The organism is Paraburkholderia sp. BGA-UO-ETr-F12, assembly GCF_059567945.1.
On sequence record NZ_JCAQOZ010000037.1, the window covers coordinates 42,044 to 59,562 of the forward strand.

The window sequence follows — 17,519 nt, forward strand, 5'->3', positions numbered from 1 at the left end:
ATACATTTATTATACGTAGTATACCTGGTGAAGTTGCGGACACACTTGATTCAAAGTGACGACAACCCTCTCTACGCCGACAGGCGATTCACCCAGCAGAACAACCCCGGGACAACCCAAGGACATCTCATGGACAAGCTCCGCCACATCGCGCTTTCGGTCGAAGATCCCGAAGCCGCCGCGCAATTTTTCGAACAGGCATTCGGCATGCGCCGAGCCGGTAACGCGATGCGCGGCATCTATATGACGGACGGCACGATGAACGTGGCGCTCCTCAACTTCAAGGACGAGACCGTTCCCGGTTACGCGGGGCTGAAGGACGTGCGCGGCGTGATTCACTTCGGCATGTGGGTGGACAGCGTCGAAGACACCGCGGCGCGCGTGGTCGCGGCGGGCGGCACCTATCTGACGGGGCGCCACGAGAAAGATCCGAACGTGTTCTACGAAGTGAAGTACCGCATGCCCGACGGCACCGTGTTCGACATCACCGAAAACGGCTGGAAAGGTGCGGTGAAGGAAGTCGCGCCTGCCGCGCAAGCCGCCGATCCACAAGCATGAGCGCGCCTGTCAGCGTCAACGTCAACGAGAGCGCGAGCGGCACGCATGTGCTCGCGCTGATCGCACTGCCGGACGCGACACTGGATGCGCTGCGGCGCGGCTATACGCTTCACTATCATCCCGACGGGTGGGACGCGGCCCTGTCAGCCGAGGTCGATCCGGCGACCCTGCGCGCGGTGGTGACCAACGGCTCGACCGGCTTATCCGCTGCGCAGATGGCCGCGCTGCCCGCGCTGGAAATCGTCAGCGCGTTCGGCGCCGGCTACGAGAACGTCGACGTGGCCGCCGCCACGCGGCACGGCATCGTGGTGACCCATGCGCCCGGCGCGAATGCGGCGACCGTCGCCGATCACGCAATCGGTCTGCTGCTCGCGCTCGCACGCGGCTATGCACCGCTCACCTACGCGGTGCGTGCCGGGCGTTGGCAGGCCTCGCGCGCCGAGCGGCCCACCCTGACCGGCGCCCGCCTGGGGCTGCTCGGAATGGGGCGCATCGGCCGGCTAATCGCGGCGCGCGCCCAGGGCTTCGACATGACGCTCGGCTATCACGCACGCCGGCCGCACGCCGACGCGCCGGGCCGCTACTACGCGGAACTCACCGAACTGGCCGCTGACAGCGATTTTCTTGTCATCGCCTGCAACGGCGGCGCCGCGACGCGGCATCTGGTCAATCGCGAAGTGCTGCAAGCGCTGGGGCCGCACGGCTACGTGGTGAACGTGTCGCGCGGTTCCGTGCTCGACACGCAAGCGTTAATCGACGCGCTCGCTCACGCCGCGATCGCCGGTGCCGGGCTCGACGTGATCGAAGACGAACCCGTGGTGCCGGCCGCCCTGGTCGATCATCCCGATGTGCTGATCACCCCGCACATCGCGGGCCGCTCGCCCGCTTCATTGATTGCGCAGCGGGACGCGTTACTCGCCAGTCTGTCCCAGCACTTCGCGCGCGCTCCTATCGAATTCGCGGTGCGCACGGCCTGAAAACGTGGCGGCGCAGCGTCGCGCCGCCACCTGATGCTGCATTGCTGTACTGCTGTCGTCCCGGGTCGTCCTGTCGCTGTCCTGTTGCCGTCATGTTGTTGCCTCATCGCCGTCCCGCCGGTGTTCTGCTGATGTCCCGTTGCAATCTCGCTGTGCTCTCGCTGTTCCCAACCGCATAAGAGGATCCGCCATGAACGTTCGATCGCTGGGCGCGCTCGCGCTCAGTTGCGCCGCCGCATGGGGACTTGCGTCCCATGCCGTCAACGCGCAAACCTCCGTCACCCTGTATGGGCTCGTCGGGCTCGATATCGCCAGCACCAAACGCAGCAACGGGCCGTCCGCCGCCATCGCCGAACAGAGCCCGGGATTGACGGCACCTTACTGGGGCATCCGCGTCAACGAGGAACTCGGCGCCGGCTATCGCGCGATCGCCGTGCTCGAAAGCTTCTTCCAGCCGACGAACGGTGGCATCGGCCGCACCGCCGCCGATCCGTTCTGGGGGCGCAATTCATATGTGGGCATCGCCGGGCCGTTCGGACGCGTGACGCTCGGCCGGCATACCAATCTGCTCTACCTTGCCGAGCAGGCGGTCAATCCGTTTCAGGCCTCGATCCTGTTCTCGCCACTGGTCATGCAAACCTTCACCGCGCCTTACGGCGGTGCGCTTGCGGGCGATACCGTCTGGAACAACGGCATTCAGTACACCAGCCCCAACCTGAACGGACTGACCACCACCGCGGTGTATGCGCCCGGCGGTTTCGCGGGTGCGAACGGCACGTACAACGCCGCGCTCTCGACCCTCTATGCAGGCGGCTCGCTCACCGCTGTCGCGACCGTACAACGCACACGGGTGGTCGCCGGTGTGGCGTCGCCGACACAGAACGCGTACCTCGTCGGCGCCGCCTATGATTTTTCGCTCTTCAAACTGTACGGCGCGCTGCAAGGTCTGCGTACCGATGCGGCCGACATCGGCGCACACACCTACGAAGCCGGTCTCTCGGTTCCGCTGACCTCGCAACTCAGCGCACTCGCCGAATGGTCGTACACCCGCCGCAGCGCGCCGAAGAGCGCCGTCACCGGCCGCAATACGGGCTCCGCGGGCCTCGACTACTTCCTCTCCAAACGCACCGATCTTTACCTGGTAACTGTCTACGACAAGCTTTCCGGTTCTGGGACCGCAATGACCTATGCAGCCGGAATCAGGCATCTGTTTTGACGCGCGATGCCATCAGGGTCAACCCGCTATAACTAAACCGCTGTTTTGTATAAAAAAATAAAGCTCGGAATCCAAATTTTGCCGTGGGTATAATTTTCTCCAGTTTGTGTATACACGACGAAAAAGGATGTAACCGCGGCTGTCGCGCGCGACGACAGCACTCTCACTCACTCGAAAAAAACAACGATCGGTTTGGAGACTGAATGAAAAAGAAAGCACTCGTGTCCGGCGCCGTCATGCTTGCATGCGCCGGAGCACACGCGCAGTCGAGCGTCTGGCTGTCGGGCTATGTCGACATAAACATCGAACATCTGATCTCGTCCGGTTCCGGCGGAAACGTGACCCGCATGTCGAGCGGCGGCCTGAACAACTCACGCTTCAACTTGAGCGGCGTCGAAGATCTGGGCGGCGGCAACAAGGCCGTGTTCACCGTCGAGCCGATGTTCTCCGCCAACACCGGCGTGCAGTCGACGCAGTTCCGCCAGTCGTTCGTGGGCCTGAAAGGCAACTGGGGTGAAGTGACGATGGGCCGGCAGTTCACGCCCTCGTACTGGATTGCGGGCTACGCCGATCCGAGCTGGGCCGCCGACTTCAGTATGGTCAACAACATGGAGTTCTTCTACGCGTCGTATCGCGTGGATAACGCGATCCAGTACAAGACGCCGAGCTTCTACGGCTTCACCGGCCGGATCATGGCGACCACCGGCGTGGGCGACAGCACGCGCGCGGGGCGTTTCCTGAGCACCAGTATCGAATATCGGCACGGACCGGTTTTCCTCGGCGCCGTGAGCGAATTGCAATACACGCGCGATATTTTCAAGTCCTCGCAGATTCATTCGTCGCGCGACAACTATTTCTCCGCCGTCTACAAGTTCGGCGGTTTCGAGCCGACGTTTATCTATCACACGTACAACGGCTACTACGCGTATCCGCCTTACGTGGCCTTCAATTCGCAAGGGTGGGACGCACAGATCGGCGCGCGCTGGAACATCGACGGGCGCAATCGTCTGTACGTGAGCGTGGTGCATCGTCACGACGACAACAACACCAGCATTTCCAGCGCGACCGGTGGCGTGATTGGCTACATCTACGGTTTGTCGAAACGGACCGACCTGTATGCGACTTTCGCGCACGTGACGCATCAGCATGATGTGCCTGTTCCCTATCCGGTCACGTTCCAGGTGTATCCGAACGGCGGACAGAATCCGAGCGGCTTCCAGTTCGGGATTCGTCACGCGTTCTAATATAAAAAGGAGGAAGCCAATGCTTCGCAAACGCAATTTCAAATCCACTCTCGCAACAGGCGTCCTGTTGACGTTCGTGTCCGCGGCGGCTTGTGCCGCCACGGAAAATGCGCCGGCCGCGTCGGCGCCGGACGCCGCGGCATCGGCTGCACAAGTGACGCCCGGCACGCCGAATGTCAAGGACCCCTACCTTGCCCAGTGGCTGCGCCTGACGCCCGATCGCCGGCCTGCCCCGCTCAAGCCGGGCGTCGACTACGGGATGGACCCGGCAACCGGCCAGTTCGTGTGGCCGAAGGCCACTCCTGAAGTGCATCAGGGCCAGCACTTCCCGGGGGAAATGACCACATGGGACAAGAAGAGCTATGCCAAGGACGTCAAGGTTCTGGCCTTCTACCCTCTTGTCGACTCGCCCTTCCACGCCTGGAACAATATCGCCGACTTCAACGGCCGCCGTTACCTCTATATCCACGATCGCGACTACATGCGGATCATGGACGTCACCGATCCCGCCAACGGCAAGATCGTGTTTTCGCAGGGCGGCACGTGGGGACCCAAGGGACCGACCGAGAAGTTCGATCCGAACAACGTGCATGACTATCTCGGCGGCGCCACGATCGTATGGAGCAAGAAGCTCGGCAAGCCCGTGCTGGTTGCCTCGTTCGAAATTGGCCGCTACGGTCTGATGACCGACAAGAGCGAGCAGCCGGATAAGGTTGAAGCGCAGCGCCACTACAACTCGCTCAAGGGCTTCAAGGTCTTCGAAATGGACGGCCCGCTGCCGAGCCAATGGAAGCTGATCGCCACGCGCACGACCGACTACAAGCATCCCGATGCGCCGGTCGGCCAGCAGCAGGGTTCGGGCTCGCTTGACGCGCCGGAATATTACGGCGGCAAGTACATGATCCTGTCGGCCGCGCCGGATGACAGCTACGCGCTGACCGAGTACCCGAACTATCTGTATTCGCCGGGTTATCAGGTTTGGGACATGTCGGACCCCGCCGATCCGAAGTTCGTCTCGCAGATCTCGGTGCCGGGGCAGAAAGTCGGCAATGAAGCTGACGAGCAGGCTTATCTGCTGAACCCGCGCGCCGGCAATCGCACTTCGTGGATGGGTTCACGGATTCCAATCTTCTTGCCCAAGCCTTTGGAACAAGGCGGCAAGATTGGTTTCGGCGCGATGGGCGGTCTGGGTCTTTATTCATTCGACCTGTCCAATCCGGCGCAGCCGAAGATTCTTGGCAACGTGAATACGGCGCCGAGCTTTGCGGGTACCGAGTACGACAATGCCGACGTCAGCCAGTACGAACGCACGGGCTTCGTGCTGACGAGTGGTTATCCGATGAACCGCGATTGCTACGAGCCGTACAAGGACATTTTCGTCGTCGATGCTCGCGATCCGTCGCATCTGAAGGTAGCGGGCAAGCTGCCGCAGCCGACACCGCCTGAGGGTGCGCCGTTCACGAGTTTCTGCCAGCGTGGCGGCAACTTCGGTCCTAAGCGTTCGAACGCGATTGGTCAGCCGGGTGGTGCGCGTCAGGGTGTGATTCCGTATTCGTTCTATAACGCCGGCGTGCAGATTTTCGACGTACGCAATCCGGAGAAGCCGACTATCGCCGGGTATTTTGTGCCGGCGTTGGCGGACGAGAGCGAGCTGCCGAGTTATACCCTCGGCAAGGGTGTGCTGGCGATTTATACCGAGTATGACCGCAACATCATTTGGGCCTTTACGGAGAATGGGGCGTATGCGTTGTCGACGCCGTTGCTGGGTAAGCCGGTGATTGGCGCGCCGTCCAAACCGTGGCCGCCGCGGTAACGCGATTGGGTTCGTTTCTTTTCTCTTGATGATTTGTCGAGCGCTTTGCCCTGCCGGTGGTTTTCGCCGGCGGGGTTTTTTGTTTTTTACTGGAGTGGGATTGTGAGAGGAATGGTTTTTGTTGCTGCGCTGGCTGGGGTTTTGGGTGGGAGTTCGTTTGCTGCGACGCCCGGAGGTGGGATTGGTATTGCGAGTGGGGTTTCTGCTAGCGAGCAGACTTGCCGCGCTTGTCACTCGATTGACACGACCAAGGTCGGGCCGCCGTTTCGGGCTATCGCGGAGCGATATCGGGGGGAGTCTGATGCGGTCGCGAAGCTGAAGAAGAGTATGTTGGAGGGGAGTTCCGGGAAGTGGGGTACAGGGGCCGCGATGCCGGCCAATGCGATTTCGGATGCTGACGCTGAGAGGTTTGCTCGGTGGATTTTGGGGATTAAATAGGGAGCCTGCTCGGCGGGTTGAGAAGCCTGCTCGGCGGGTTGTTAGTGCTATGGGTTTGTGGTCTGTTCTGGTGTTGGTCTTTTGGGCCTTTGGCCTTTCCTTGCTTTGTTAGTGGTCTATTAGCGTTGCCCCTGTGCGGGGCGGCACCTACTTTTCTTTGCCTGCCGCAAAGAAAAGTAGGCAAAAGAAAGCGGCTTTACCCCGCTAGCTCTTAAGCGGGTCCCCCGCACAGCCACGGTAGTGGTGCATCTGGAATCTGTCGCCTCGCACACTCCGCGCGAGCGACAAAGGACTCATCAGCTCCCACTCCGCACTACGTGCGTCGCGGACGGGTCTGCCTGGGAAACCAGCGGGTTTGCTTCGCGCACCAGGGGCCATCGGCTTCGCCTCGGCGAAGCGCTGCATGTCGAATGCCGAATGTGGAATGTGGAATGCGGAGTGCGGAGTGCGGAGTGCGGAGTGCGGAGTGCGGAGTGCGGAGTGCGGAGTGCGGAGTGCGGAGTGCGGACAATACAGCCTGCGCCACTGCGCCGGCTGACGCGTGGGCGGAAAAATTAGCCGACGGTTTTATGAACTGGGCATCGGCGCGCGCAGCGCCGCCGGAGGTATGACGCCCTTGTCACCGGCGCCGAATGTGCGAGGACACAGATTCCAGATGCACCACTACCCCCTCCAAGCCAGGGGACCCACTTATGAGCTGGCGGTTTGAGCCGCTTTCTTTTGCCTACTTTTCTTTGCGGCAGGCAAAGAAAAGTAGGTGCCGCCCCGCACAGGGGCAACGCTAATAGACCACTAACAAAACAAGGAAAGGCCAAAAGACCAACAACAGAGCGGACCACTAACAAAGCAAGGAAAGGCCAAAGAATCCGACCAACAACGAAAAAGCGCCGCGAAGCCCCCCCTGCCGGGCAGGCAAAACCAAAACCCCACCCTCATACCATCTCAGCACGAGCCGCCCCAGCGGCTCTCCCCCGATACCAGACAAAATAAACCACCAGCAACGCAACAACAAACGGCACCCCAATCACAAGCGTCATCCGAAACTCGCGAGTAAACCACGTAGTCACCAACGCACTCACCATCAGCCCGGCGCCAAGCAGAGAAGTAACCGGATACCCCCACATCCTGAACGCCAAAGGCACACCCCTATGCCGATGGCGAAAAAAGAAGTGCGTAACAAAAATCATCAACCACGTAAACATTGCCCCAAACATCGACACGGACATCATCAACACAAACGAAGCATCCGGATAAATCACATTCAACACGGTAGCCAACGCAATCCCGATCGTCGACAGCCAAAGCGCTGCAACCGGCACGCCCTTGCTATTCAAAGCCCCCAGACGCCTCGGCGCATACCCCGCCCGTGACAAACTGAACATCATCCGCGTCGTGATATAGAGCTGGCTATTCATCGCCGACAACGCCGCCACCAGAATCACAAAATTAATCACGCCCGCCGCGCCAGGCACATGCGTCGCCGCCATCACCCGCACAAACGGGCTCTCATCCGTACCCGCCGCACTCCATGGCACGATCGCCAGCATCAGCGCCAACGTCAGCAAATAGAAAAACACCAGCCGGAACATCGTCGCGCGAAACGCCCGTGTAATGGCCTTCTGTGGATCGCGTGCCTCGCCCGCCGCCACCGCGATCATCTCGATGCTCAGATAGCTGAAAATCGATACGATCACCGCCACCCACATGCCCCACACGCCCTTCGGAAAGAAGCCGCCGTGCGACGTGTAATTACCAAACCCGATCCCCGAATTCGCCGGCGCGCCAAACACGACATATGCACCCAGCAGGATGAAGCCGACAATCGCCACGATCTTCAACATCGAAAACACATACTCGACCGCGCCGAATACTTTCACGCTCACCGAGTTAATGCCGATCAGCGCCGCGGAGAACCCCACAATCCAGTACCAGCCCGGCACCGCCGGAAACCAGTACTTCATATACACAGCAATCGCCGTCACCTCGGTGCCGACCGCGAACACAATCGACGACCAGTACGCATAGCGCACCAGAAATCCCGCCCACGGCGCAATGTAGTGCTCGGCATAGGCGCCGAAGGATCCCGAGGTCGGATGCGCCACCGTCATCTCGGCAAGGCACCCCATCAACAACAATGCGATCAGCGCGCCAATCGCGTAACTCACCAGTACGCTCGGGCCGGCGAAGCCGATCGCAAATCCGCTGCCAAGAAACAGGCCGGTGCCAATCGCGCCGCCAATCGCAATCATCGACAACTGCCCCGTCGATAACCCACGGTGCAACCCCTTCTCACGTTCGACAATCGTGTCGAAGCCTCGCTGCTCTTGCGTCATTTTTCTGTCTCCTCCTGGGATGCGGTCGCGTACCTGGACGCAACCGCCGGTGCCGCGGTCGTATTACCTGGTACGTTCGAATCGCGGCGCTTGTCTGTTCATTGAATCGTTTTGAGTCACCGTATTCTTGCCATCACTCACGTCACCGATTTGCGCGCTTTGAATTCCTCGGTGTTCCATGCATCCGTTGCGATGATGTCCTTGAGTTGCGCGATGGTGTCCCAGATATCCACGTAACGCACATACAGGGGCGCAAAACCGAAGCGCAGAATGTCCGGTGCGCGGAAGTCGCCGATCACGTTGCGTGCAATCAGCGCCTGCATGATCGCGTAGCCTTGCGCATGACCCAGCGAGACCTGGCTGCCGCGTTGCCCGGCATCGCGCGGCGAAGCGAGTGTGCAACCGAGACCCTGCAACTCCTGATCGGTCAGCTCGATAAACAGATTGCCGAGCGCCACGCTCTTGTCGCGCAGCACGTCGAGATCGACATCGTCAAATGCTTCCAGTGCGCTCTCCAGCGCAATGACGCCGAGTTGCGGCGCGGTGCCGGTCAACATCCGGTCGATGCCGGGATGCGGCGCGTAGTCATGAGTAAATTCGAACGGTTTCGAATGACCGTGCCAACCGGTCAGCGGCTGACGCACTGCTTCGATGTGACGCGACGCAACGAACACGAATGCCGGTGCGCCCGGGCCGCCGTTCAGATACTTGTAGCCGCAGCCCACCGCAAAATCGGCGTCGCAGCGGTTCAGATTCACCGGCATCGCCCCCGCCGAATGACAAAGGTCCCATACGATCAGCGCACCAGCTTCGTGCGCGAGACGCGTCACCGCTTCCATGTCATAGCGCTTGCCGGTTTTGTAGTTGACGTGCGTGAGCGACACGATCGCCACGGTATCGTCGATCGCCGCGACGATGTCATCCGGATCAACACAGCGCAATTCGCAACCTGTCATCTCGGCGACGCTCGAAGCGATATACACATCAGTGGGGAAATTGGTTCGCTCGGCAAGGATCACATTGCGGCCCGGACGCATGCGCGTGGCGGCGACCAGTACCTTGAACAGATTCACCGAGGTCGAATCGGCAACGATCACTTCGTCCTGTCCAGCGCCGATCAAGCGGGCAATCTTGTTGCCGGTGCGTTGTGGCGCCGGATACCAGTCAGCGTCGTTCCACGAACGAATCAAACCGTGTGCCCATTCCTGTTTCAAAGCCCGTTCGATACGCGCGGGCACATTGGCAGGCATCGCGCCCAGCGAATTCCCGTCGAGATAAATCGTGTCAGCGGGCAGATCGAAGCGCGCGCGGCAGTGGGCCAAGGTATCGGCGGCGTCGAGCGCGGCGCAGTGTTCCCGGGTGATCATCTGGCTAATTTCCTATGTGTTCTTCTTGCTATTGCAAAGTCTGGGGTATCTGCTGTTTAGGCGGTGTGTGCAACCGTCATGGGCAAATCGAAAAAGCGCTGAGCGTTGGCGCCAAGGATCTTGGTCTTCGCCGTGTCGCTCAGTTGGGGATGATTCGCGACCAGGTCGCCGATCTTCTGCTCACCGAGCGGGAACGGATAGTCGGAGCCGAGTAGCACGTGGTCTTCGCCCATCGTGTCGACTAGCAGACGCAATGCGCCCTGATCGAATACCGCGCTATCCACGTAGAATCGATCGAGATACGACACTGGCGGATTGGGGCAATCCTCGCGCACAATGTCGCGCTGCTCCCACGCGTTCTGCACCCGGCCAAGCAAAAAGGCAAAGCTGCCGCCGCCGTGCGCGAAACACAACTTCAGCGATTTCGGAATCCGCTCGAATGCGCCCGACAAAATCAGCGACACCATGCTCAATTGCGTTTCCGCCGGCATCGCGACCAGCCATGGCAGCATCCATTTCTTCATGCGGCCGTCGGTCATCATGTCCCACGGATGCACGAGCACCGGAATGCCGTCGTTCGCGCAGTGCGTGAGGAACGTCACGAGGTGTTCGTCGTCGAGATCGCGCGGACCGAGATGATTGCCGATCTGCACGCCGCGATGCCCTGCGCGATGAGCGCGCGTAGCCTCGCGGCACGCCAGCTCAATGTCCTGCAACGGCACCTGTGCCAGCGCCATCAGCCGATCAGGCGCATGCGCGCAAAGTTCGAGCGCGTGGTCGTTCATCCGCGCGGCCCAATCGTGCGCGGCGGCCGCATCGTAGCGATAGCCGAACATCACAGGCGTCGCACACATCAACTGGATATCCACGCCGAGTGCATCCATTTCGGCAATCCGTGTGGCCGCGTCCCACAGCGCGCGATACACCGGGCGAAAGCTTTTCTCGCCGGTCATGATCATGCCGCGTTCGCCGTCCGCGTCGATCTTCAGCCAGGGCGCGTGTTCCGCGTCCAGGCGCGCGGCCTCTTCCCGCGTGATCGGCGGGAAAAAGTGGGAATGCATGTCGATTCGAAGTGTCATCGTGATTCTGTTTGTTTAGACGGCGCGGCCGGGGTGGACATGACCGCAATGCGCACAGCGGCGTTTCTCTTCCGACGCATAGAACGCGTTGAAAAGCGGTGGCAAGTCATTGACGATGCTTTTCAGTTGCACCTCGACGCGGTGAACGAGATGGCCGCAGTCATCGCAGTACCATTCGAAACCGTCCACCACGCCTTGCGGGCGTTGCCGCTCGATTACGAGGCAAACGCTGCCCGCTTCCGGCCGTTGCGGCGAATGACGCACATGCGGCGGCAGTAGAAACACATCCCCTTCTTTCAGGTCGACACGCTCGCGCTTGCCGTCGATCCATAGGTGCAGGTACGCGTTGCCGCGCAACTGATAGAAGAATTCCTCGAGCGGATCGTCGTGATAATCGGTGCGGTGATTCGGGCCGCCTACCACCGTGACGATGAAATCGCTGTCCTGCCACACCTGCTGATTGCCCACAGGCGGTTTCAGCAGATGCGCGTGATCGTCGATCCAGCGCTGGAAATTGAACGGTTTGCCGTACGTAAGCATGGCTGTCTCTGTCGTTTAGTTTTCTATGCGTGTTTACTTTTTCGGCGCGTACGCAATCGCCTTCATCTCGATCAGCAGATGCGGATGCGGCAATTGATGCACGGCCACCGTCGTGCGCGTCGGACCCGTCTCGTCGAAGTACTCGCCGTAGACGGCGTTATAGCCGCCGAAGTCGTTCATGTTGACGAGGAACGACGAGATCTCGACGAGGTTCGACAGGTCCGCGCCTTCACTCTGAAGAATATCGCGAATGTTCTCGATCACCACGCGCGTCTGCTCACGAATGTCGAGTTGCACCGTGCCGAGTTCATCGGCGCAGGCGCCCGCGATCGTATTGTCCGGACGGCGCGAGCTCGTGCCGGAGACGAACAGGAAGTCGCCCGCCCGCGTCACGTGAGGAAAACGGCCACGCGGTTTGGTTTTGCCGGGCACTACGCGCCCCTGAATGGTCGGTTCGTTGGTCATGAGAGTCGATAGGTTGTGAATTCGGTGCTGCCGAGGCCGTTGACGACGCAATGCACATGCGCGTCAACGGGCAGCGGATGAGCGGCGGTAGCGGCGCCTGCCATGATCAGCGAGCCGGCGGGCAATACGAGGCCGCTTTGCGCGATCAGGCGCGAAGCCTGCACGATCGAACGCAACGGATCGCCGAGAATTGCGGCGGTCGACCCGGCCTGCACGATGCGCCCGTCGATTCGCATCGTGACGCCCGCGTTGCGCAGACTGTCGAAACCCTTGCTCCACGGGCCGATCACCAGTCCCGCCGACGAACAGTTATCGGCGACCACGTCTTCGAGCGTGAACCTGAAGTCGCGGTAGCGCGAATCGATGATCTCCATCGCCGGGGCCACCGCTTCCAGATAGCGCGACGCTTCAAGCATCGTCAATGGGCGGTCGATCTCGCGGCTCGTCAGAAAGCAGACCTCCGGCTCAACACGCGGATGAATGAAACAATCGAGTGCAACACGGCCACCGTCTTCATCGAGCATCGCATCGGTGAGCCAGCCCCAGATCAGGCTATCCACGCCCATCTGGATCATCTTCGCGCGGCTCGTGAAACCGAGCTTCACGCCGACCATGCTTTCACCGCGATGAATACGCCGCTCGATCGAGGCGCGTTGAATCCCGTACGCGTCGTCCAGCGAGAACGGCGTGGACGCGGTGAGTTGCGCGATCGGTTCCGCGTGGCGTGCGGCGTCGTCGATACGTTGCGCGAGCGCATCGAGGTCGATCATGCGGCCTCCTTCGCGAATTCGCGCGCCTTCAGCATATCCAGCGCGACGTCGACGATCATGTCTTCCTGGCCGCCGACCATGCGGCGCTTGCCGAGTTCGACCATGATGTCGAAGGCCGATAGGCGGTATTTCGCCGCAGCCGCCTCAGTGTGGCGCAGAAAGCTCGAATACACGCCGGCATAGCCGAGCGCCAGCGTTTCGCGATCCACGCGCACCGGCCGCTCCTGCAACGGACGCACGACGTCTTCCGCGGCGTCGATCAGTTTCTTCACATCGCAACCGTGATTGAGTTTCATCCGGTCTACCGCGGCGATGAACACTTCGAGCGGCGCGTTACCCGCGCCCGCTCCCATGCCCGTCAGCGATGCATCGATGCGGTCGCAGCCGTGTTCAAGCGCGACCACGGAATTCGCCACGCCTAGCGACAGATTGTGATGCGCGTGCATACCCGTTTGCGTGGCCGGATCGAGCACCGCCTTGAAAGCGTCGAAACGCTCGGCGACGTCGCGCATATTCAGCGCGCCGCCCGAATCGACCACATAGACGCATTGTGCGCCGTAGCTTTCCATCAGCTTCGCCTGCTTCGCCAAGGCGTCGGGCGTGGTCATATGCGACATCATCAGGAAGCCGACGGTGTCCATGCCGAGCGAGCGGGCGTATTCGATGTGCTGCTTCGAGATATCCGCTTCGGTGCAATGCGTGGCGATCCGCACGATGCGCGCGCCGGCGTCGTACGCCGCCCGCAGATCGTGGACGGTGCCGATGCCGGGCAACAGCAGCGTCGCCACTTGCGCGCGCTTGACCGTGCCCGCGACCGCTGCGATCCATTCGAGATCGGTGTGCGCGCCGAAACCATAGTTAAAGCTCGAACCTGAGAGACCGTCGCCGTGCGCGACTTCAATACTGTCGACGCCGGCTTCATCGAGCGCTCGCGCGATCGCTACGGCGTCGTCCAACGAGTACTGATGGCGAATCGCGTGCATGCCGTCGCGCAGCGTCACGTCCGACACATAAATTTTCTTGTTGCTATCGGTCATTGTGTGTTTCCCTTGCGTGTTGCTCTCATGCCGCCACGCGGCTAGCCGCGATCTGCTCGGCCGCGGCGAGCGCCGCCGAAGTCATGATGTCCAGATTCCCCGCATAGGAAGGCAGATAATGCGCGGCGCCCTCCACTTCGAGGAACACGCTCACCTTCAGCCCCGCGCGGCGTTCGTTCGCGTGCAGCGCAAGCGGGTTTTCCGCGCTATAGCGGTCGAACTGCACCGCCTGCTTCAGACGATAACCGGGCACGTAACTCGCCACCGCCGCGACCATCGCGTGAATCGAGCTTTCGATTTCATCGGTGTCGGCGTCTTCTTCGGTCAGGCAGTAGACGGTGTCGCGCATCATCAGCGGCGGTTCGGCCGGATTGAGCACGATGATCGCCTTGCCGCGCGCCGCGCCGCCGACGGTTTCGATCGCCTTCGAGGTGGTCTCGGTAAATTCGTCGATATTGGCGCGCGTTCCCGGACCGGCCGAACGGCTCGCAATCGACGCGACGATCTCCGCGTACCGCACCGGCGCCACGCGCGATACCGCGTGAACGATGGGAATCGTCGCCTGGCCGCCGCAGGTGACCATGTTCAGATTCGGCGCGTCGAGATGCGCGAACAGATTCACCACCGGCACCACGAACGGACCGATAGCGGCCGGCGTCAGATCGATCACGGTCACGCCGTGCTCACGCAGCACCGCCGCATGGCGATGATGCGCGCCGGCTGAGGTCGCATCGAACGCGATGCGAATATCGCCAAAGTTCGGCATCCCGACCAGACCTTCGATCCCCTTCGCCGTGGTTGGCACGCCGAGGCGTTCGGCACGCGCCAGACCGTCCGAGGCGGGATCGATGCCAACCATTGCGCCCATTTCAAGGTGCTTCGCGTTGCGCAATACCTTGATCATCAGATCGGTGCCGATATTGCCGGAGCCGATGATGGCGACGGCTTGTTTGTCCAGTTTTTCTTGCATGGCGTTTCCGTTCACGATGCGGATTCCGCGTGATGGGCAAAACTCGCGCTCACGGAGCCGAGTCCTTCGATATGGGCGGTGAAGACATCGCCGGCGCTGACGCCGACCATCGGTCCCAGCGCACCCGTTAGCACGATGTCGCCGGCCTTCAACGGCGCGCCGACCCGGGTCATCGTGTTGGCGAGCCATACGGCCGCGTAAAGCGGATTGCCGAGGCACGCCGCACCCACGCCGATGCTCACCTGATCGCCGCGCCGCTCCATGACCATGCCGCAGTTGATTGCATCGAAAGCATCAAGCTTGACGGGGCGATTGCCGAGCACGAACAGACCACTCGACGCGTTGTCGGCGACGGTATCCGTCAAACGGATATCCCAGTTGGCGATCCGGCTGCCGACGATCTCGATGGCGGGCAACGCGTACGCGGTTGCACGAATCAGGTCGGCGATCGTATGCCGTTCGTGCGGCAGATCGTGCGCGAGTATCAGCGCGATCTCGGCTTCCACTTTGGGTTGCTGCGTGCGCGACATCGCGATTTCTTCACCATCGGCGATCGACATATCGTCGAAAAGCATGCCGAAGTCCGGTTGATCGACGCCGAGTTGCGTCTGCACCGCTTTCGACGTAAGACCGATCTTGCGTCCCACGAGGCGCCGGCCGCTCGCCAGCTTTCGCTCGGTATTCAAGCGCTGCACCGCGTAAGCGGCTTCGAGCGCATCGCCGCCGAGCTCCGCGATAGCAGCGCGTACCGGCGCGACCGGTGTGCCGTTCTGCTGCGCCTGCCAGAGTGTGTTTGCGATCCGCTGCGCGGCGTTCAGGTCGATCTCGCTCATGCGATCCTCACGCAAACGTTGGTCAGTTCCGAATAGAAGTCGAGCGAATGACGCCCGCCTTCACGGCCGATGCCCGAGAGCTTGGTGCCACCGAACGGCGTGCGCAGATCGCGCACGAACCACGCGTTGACCCAGACGATGCCGGTTTCGATCTGCCGCGCCACACGATGACCGCGTGAAAGCTGCGTCGTCCAGATGCTGGCGGCGAGGCCGTAGGCGCTGTCGTTCACGCGTCCGATCACTTCGTCTTCGCTATCGAACGGTGCGATGTGGCACACAGGACCGAAGATTTCCTCTTTGACGCAACGCGCATCGTCGGACAGACCGGTCCAGATGGTCGGCATCACGAAGGCGCCCTGATCGCGCGCATCGCCGAATTGCGGAACATTGCCGCCGGTTACGACCGTTGCGCCCTCTTCGACTGCGAGACGGAAGTACGACAGTACTTTCTCGCGATGGCCACGCGAGATCAGCGGGCCCATCGTGGTGGTGGGATCGTCGGGCGCGCCGACTTGCAGCGCCTCGGTTTTTTCCTTCAGCGCGGCGACGAAGCGCTCGAAGATGGGCCGCTCGACATACACGCGCTCGCTGCACAGGCAGACCTGACCGGCATTGGTGAAGCTCGACTTCAGCACACCGGCGACGGCCGCATCGAAGTCCGCGTCGGCGAACACGACGGCGGCGTTCTTGCCGCCCAGTTCGAACGAGATTTCTTTCACGCCGTCGGCCACGGTCTTCATGATCGTGCTGCCGGTACGCGATTCACCGGTGAAGGTGATCGCGCTGATATCCGGATGACGCGTGAGGAATTCGCCGGCCGCATTTGGTCCGTGACCGTGAATCAGGTTGAACACGCCGGGCGGCAAGCCGATGTCGTGCATCACTTCGGCGAGCAGCGTGGCGGAGCTGGGGGTTTCCTCCGAGGGCTTGGCCACGACGCAGTTGCCCATGGCGAGGGCTGGTGCGACTTTCCAGGTGAACAGCAGCAGCGGCAGATTCCAGGGCGAGATGATGCCGACCACACCGAGCGGTTTGCGCGTGACGTAGTTGATCAGTTCGCTGCCGTCGGCGGCATGGGTTTCGAAGAATTCGCTGTTCGCCGTGCGGATGAGGTCCGCGAAGGTGCGGAAGTTCGCGATGCCGCGGGCGATATCCAGCTTGCGGGCTTGTTCGAGCGGGCGGCCGGTGTCGGCGACTTCTGCTGCGACGAAATCGTCGAAACGGGCTTCGATGCCGTCGGCGATTTTATGCAGCCAGTCGGCGCGTTCCGCCGGTTTGGTGTTGCGCCAGCCGGCGCGTTGGGCGGCGGCTGCGGCGCGGACGGCGGCATCGACGGTTGCGGCTTCGGCTTCGCAGACTTGCGCGAGTTCGCGGCCGTCGACCGGGCTGATATTAGGGAAGGTGTTCGTTGTGGCGACGAATTCGCCATTGATGTAATGGCGAAGTAATGGTTGAGCGCGCTGCGCGGCGGCCGGGGTGAGGGTCACGACGTCTCCTGCTCGATTGAGGTGTTTGCAGGAGTCTAAAGGGGGGGCCCGCGGGGGCGGTAATCAAAGATTGGGTGGTGGGTATGCTAAAGGGGAATACCAGATATGAGGGGTGGGTTTTGCCTGCCTGCCCGGCTTTGGGGCTTTCGCGGCGCTTTTTGTTGGTGATCTGGATTTTGGGTGTTGGTTTGGTGTGGTAGTGGTCTGTTCTGTTGTTGGTCCTTTGGCCTTTCCTTGTTTTGTTAGTGGTCTATTAGCGTTGCCCCTGTGCGGAACCTGTCCGCATTTTTGTGTGCGAGGCGGTTAGCGGAGTTACCCGCGTGCGTTGGTAAAACGCTCTCCAAACAGAATCGCGAACTGGTTCATGGCTGAGGACCAGTCGAATGCCGCCC

General features: G+C 61.3%; 16 protein-coding genes. 6 read left to right on the forward strand and 10 right to left on the reverse strand.

Features of this window, described 5'->3' with window-relative positions:
- Positions 1 to 129 precede the first annotated feature (129 nt).
- From AC57B6_RS16830 to AC57B6_RS16855, 6 genes are all read left to right on the forward strand, one after another.
- Positions 130 to 558, forward strand: coding sequence for a VOC family protein (locus AC57B6_RS16830; RefSeq protein WP_028646208.1), 429 nt, complete (start codon positions 130 to 132; stop codon positions 556 to 558).
- Entirely contained in the window at positions 555 to 1,535 is a 981-nt protein-coding gene (locus AC57B6_RS16835) for a 2-hydroxyacid dehydrogenase (RefSeq protein ID WP_496421750.1), read from the forward strand. The genes AC57B6_RS16830 and AC57B6_RS16835 overlap by 4 nt, the downstream gene beginning before the upstream one ends.
- Before the next feature lie 190 nt (positions 1,536 to 1,725).
- A complete protein-coding gene (locus AC57B6_RS16840) occupies positions 1,726 to 2,751 on the forward strand; it encodes a porin (RefSeq protein WP_030103447.1) in 1,026 nt (341 codons plus the stop codon).
- 203 nt (positions 2,752 to 2,954) lie between these two features.
- Positions 2,955 to 3,995, forward strand: a complete 1,041-nt coding sequence (locus AC57B6_RS16845; RefSeq protein WP_046565941.1) for a porin — start codon at positions 2,955 to 2,957, stop codon at positions 3,993 to 3,995.
- 19 nt (positions 3,996 to 4,014) lie between these two features.
- Positions 4,015 to 5,808 carry an LVIVD repeat-containing protein gene (locus AC57B6_RS16850; protein WP_102857346.1) on the forward strand — a complete coding sequence of 598 codons (1,794 nt, stop codon included), beginning with the start codon at positions 4,015 to 4,017 and terminating at the stop codon, positions 5,806 to 5,808.
- A 111-nt stretch (positions 5,809 to 5,919) separates the two neighbouring features.
- Positions 5,920 to 6,246, forward strand: a complete 327-nt coding sequence (locus tag AC57B6_RS16855; RefSeq protein ID WP_082094261.1) for a c-type cytochrome — start codon at positions 5,920 to 5,922, stop codon at positions 6,244 to 6,246.
- Between the two features lie 932 nt (positions 6,247 to 7,178).
- On the opposite strand, the gene AC57B6_RS16860 is transcribed toward AC57B6_RS16855, so the two are convergent.
- The 10 genes from AC57B6_RS16860 to AC57B6_RS16905 all read right to left on the reverse strand — a co-directional run bounded on the left by AC57B6_RS16860 (position 7,179) and on the right by AC57B6_RS16905 (position 17,127).
- A complete protein-coding gene (locus AC57B6_RS16860) occupies positions 7,179 to 8,579 on the reverse strand; it encodes an amino acid permease (RefSeq protein WP_496421751.1) in 1,401 nt (466 codons plus the stop codon).
- Positions 8,580 to 8,716: 137 nt separating this feature from the next.
- A complete protein-coding gene (gene kynU, locus AC57B6_RS16865; RefSeq protein WP_408276125.1) occupies positions 8,717 to 9,946 on the reverse strand; it encodes a kynureninase in 1,230 nt (409 codons plus the stop codon).
- 56 nt (positions 9,947 to 10,002) lie between these two features.
- Entirely contained in the window at positions 10,003 to 11,025 is a 1,023-nt protein-coding gene (locus AC57B6_RS16870; RefSeq protein WP_496421752.1) for an amidohydrolase family protein, read from the reverse strand.
- A gap of 15 nt (positions 11,026 to 11,040) precedes the next feature.
- Positions 11,041 to 11,565 carry a 3-hydroxyanthranilate 3,4-dioxygenase gene (locus AC57B6_RS16875; protein WP_030103440.1) on the reverse strand — a complete coding sequence of 175 codons (525 nt, stop codon included), beginning with the start codon at positions 11,563 to 11,565 and terminating at the stop codon, positions 11,041 to 11,043.
- A gap of 33 nt (positions 11,566 to 11,598) precedes the next feature.
- Entirely contained in the window at positions 11,599 to 12,030 is a 432-nt protein-coding gene (locus AC57B6_RS16880) for a RidA family protein (protein ID WP_496421753.1), read from the reverse strand.
- Positions 12,027 to 12,800 (reverse strand): 2-keto-4-pentenoate hydratase, encoded by a 774-nt coding sequence (locus tag AC57B6_RS16885; RefSeq protein ID WP_496421754.1) that lies wholly within the window; start codon positions 12,798 to 12,800, stop codon positions 12,027 to 12,029. Before AC57B6_RS16885 ends, AC57B6_RS16880 begins: the two co-directional genes overlap by 4 nt.
- The gene (dmpG, locus tag AC57B6_RS16890; RefSeq protein ID WP_496421755.1) at positions 12,797 to 13,837 is read right to left on the reverse strand and encodes a 4-hydroxy-2-oxovalerate aldolase; all 1,041 of its coding nucleotides are present in this window, start codon (positions 13,835 to 13,837) and stop codon (positions 12,797 to 12,799) included. Before dmpG ends, AC57B6_RS16885 begins: the two co-directional genes overlap by 4 nt.
- Positions 13,838 to 13,862: 25 nt before the next feature.
- Positions 13,863 to 14,807 carry an acetaldehyde dehydrogenase (acetylating) gene (locus AC57B6_RS16895; RefSeq protein ID WP_106353601.1) on the reverse strand — a complete coding sequence of 315 codons (945 nt, stop codon included), beginning with the start codon at positions 14,805 to 14,807 and terminating at the stop codon, positions 13,863 to 13,865.
- An 11-nt stretch (positions 14,808 to 14,818) separates the two neighbouring features.
- Positions 14,819 to 15,640: a 2-keto-4-pentenoate hydratase gene (gene mhpD / locus AC57B6_RS16900; RefSeq protein ID WP_281663175.1), complete on the reverse strand. Its 822-nt coding sequence runs from the start codon at positions 15,638 to 15,640 to the stop codon at positions 14,819 to 14,821.
- Positions 15,637 to 17,127 (reverse strand): 2-hydroxymuconic semialdehyde dehydrogenase, encoded by a 1,491-nt coding sequence (locus AC57B6_RS16905; RefSeq protein WP_496421756.1) that lies wholly within the window; start codon positions 17,125 to 17,127, stop codon positions 15,637 to 15,639. The genes mhpD and AC57B6_RS16905 overlap by 4 nt, the downstream gene beginning before the upstream one ends.
- Positions 17,128 to 17,519: the final 392 nt, after the last annotated feature.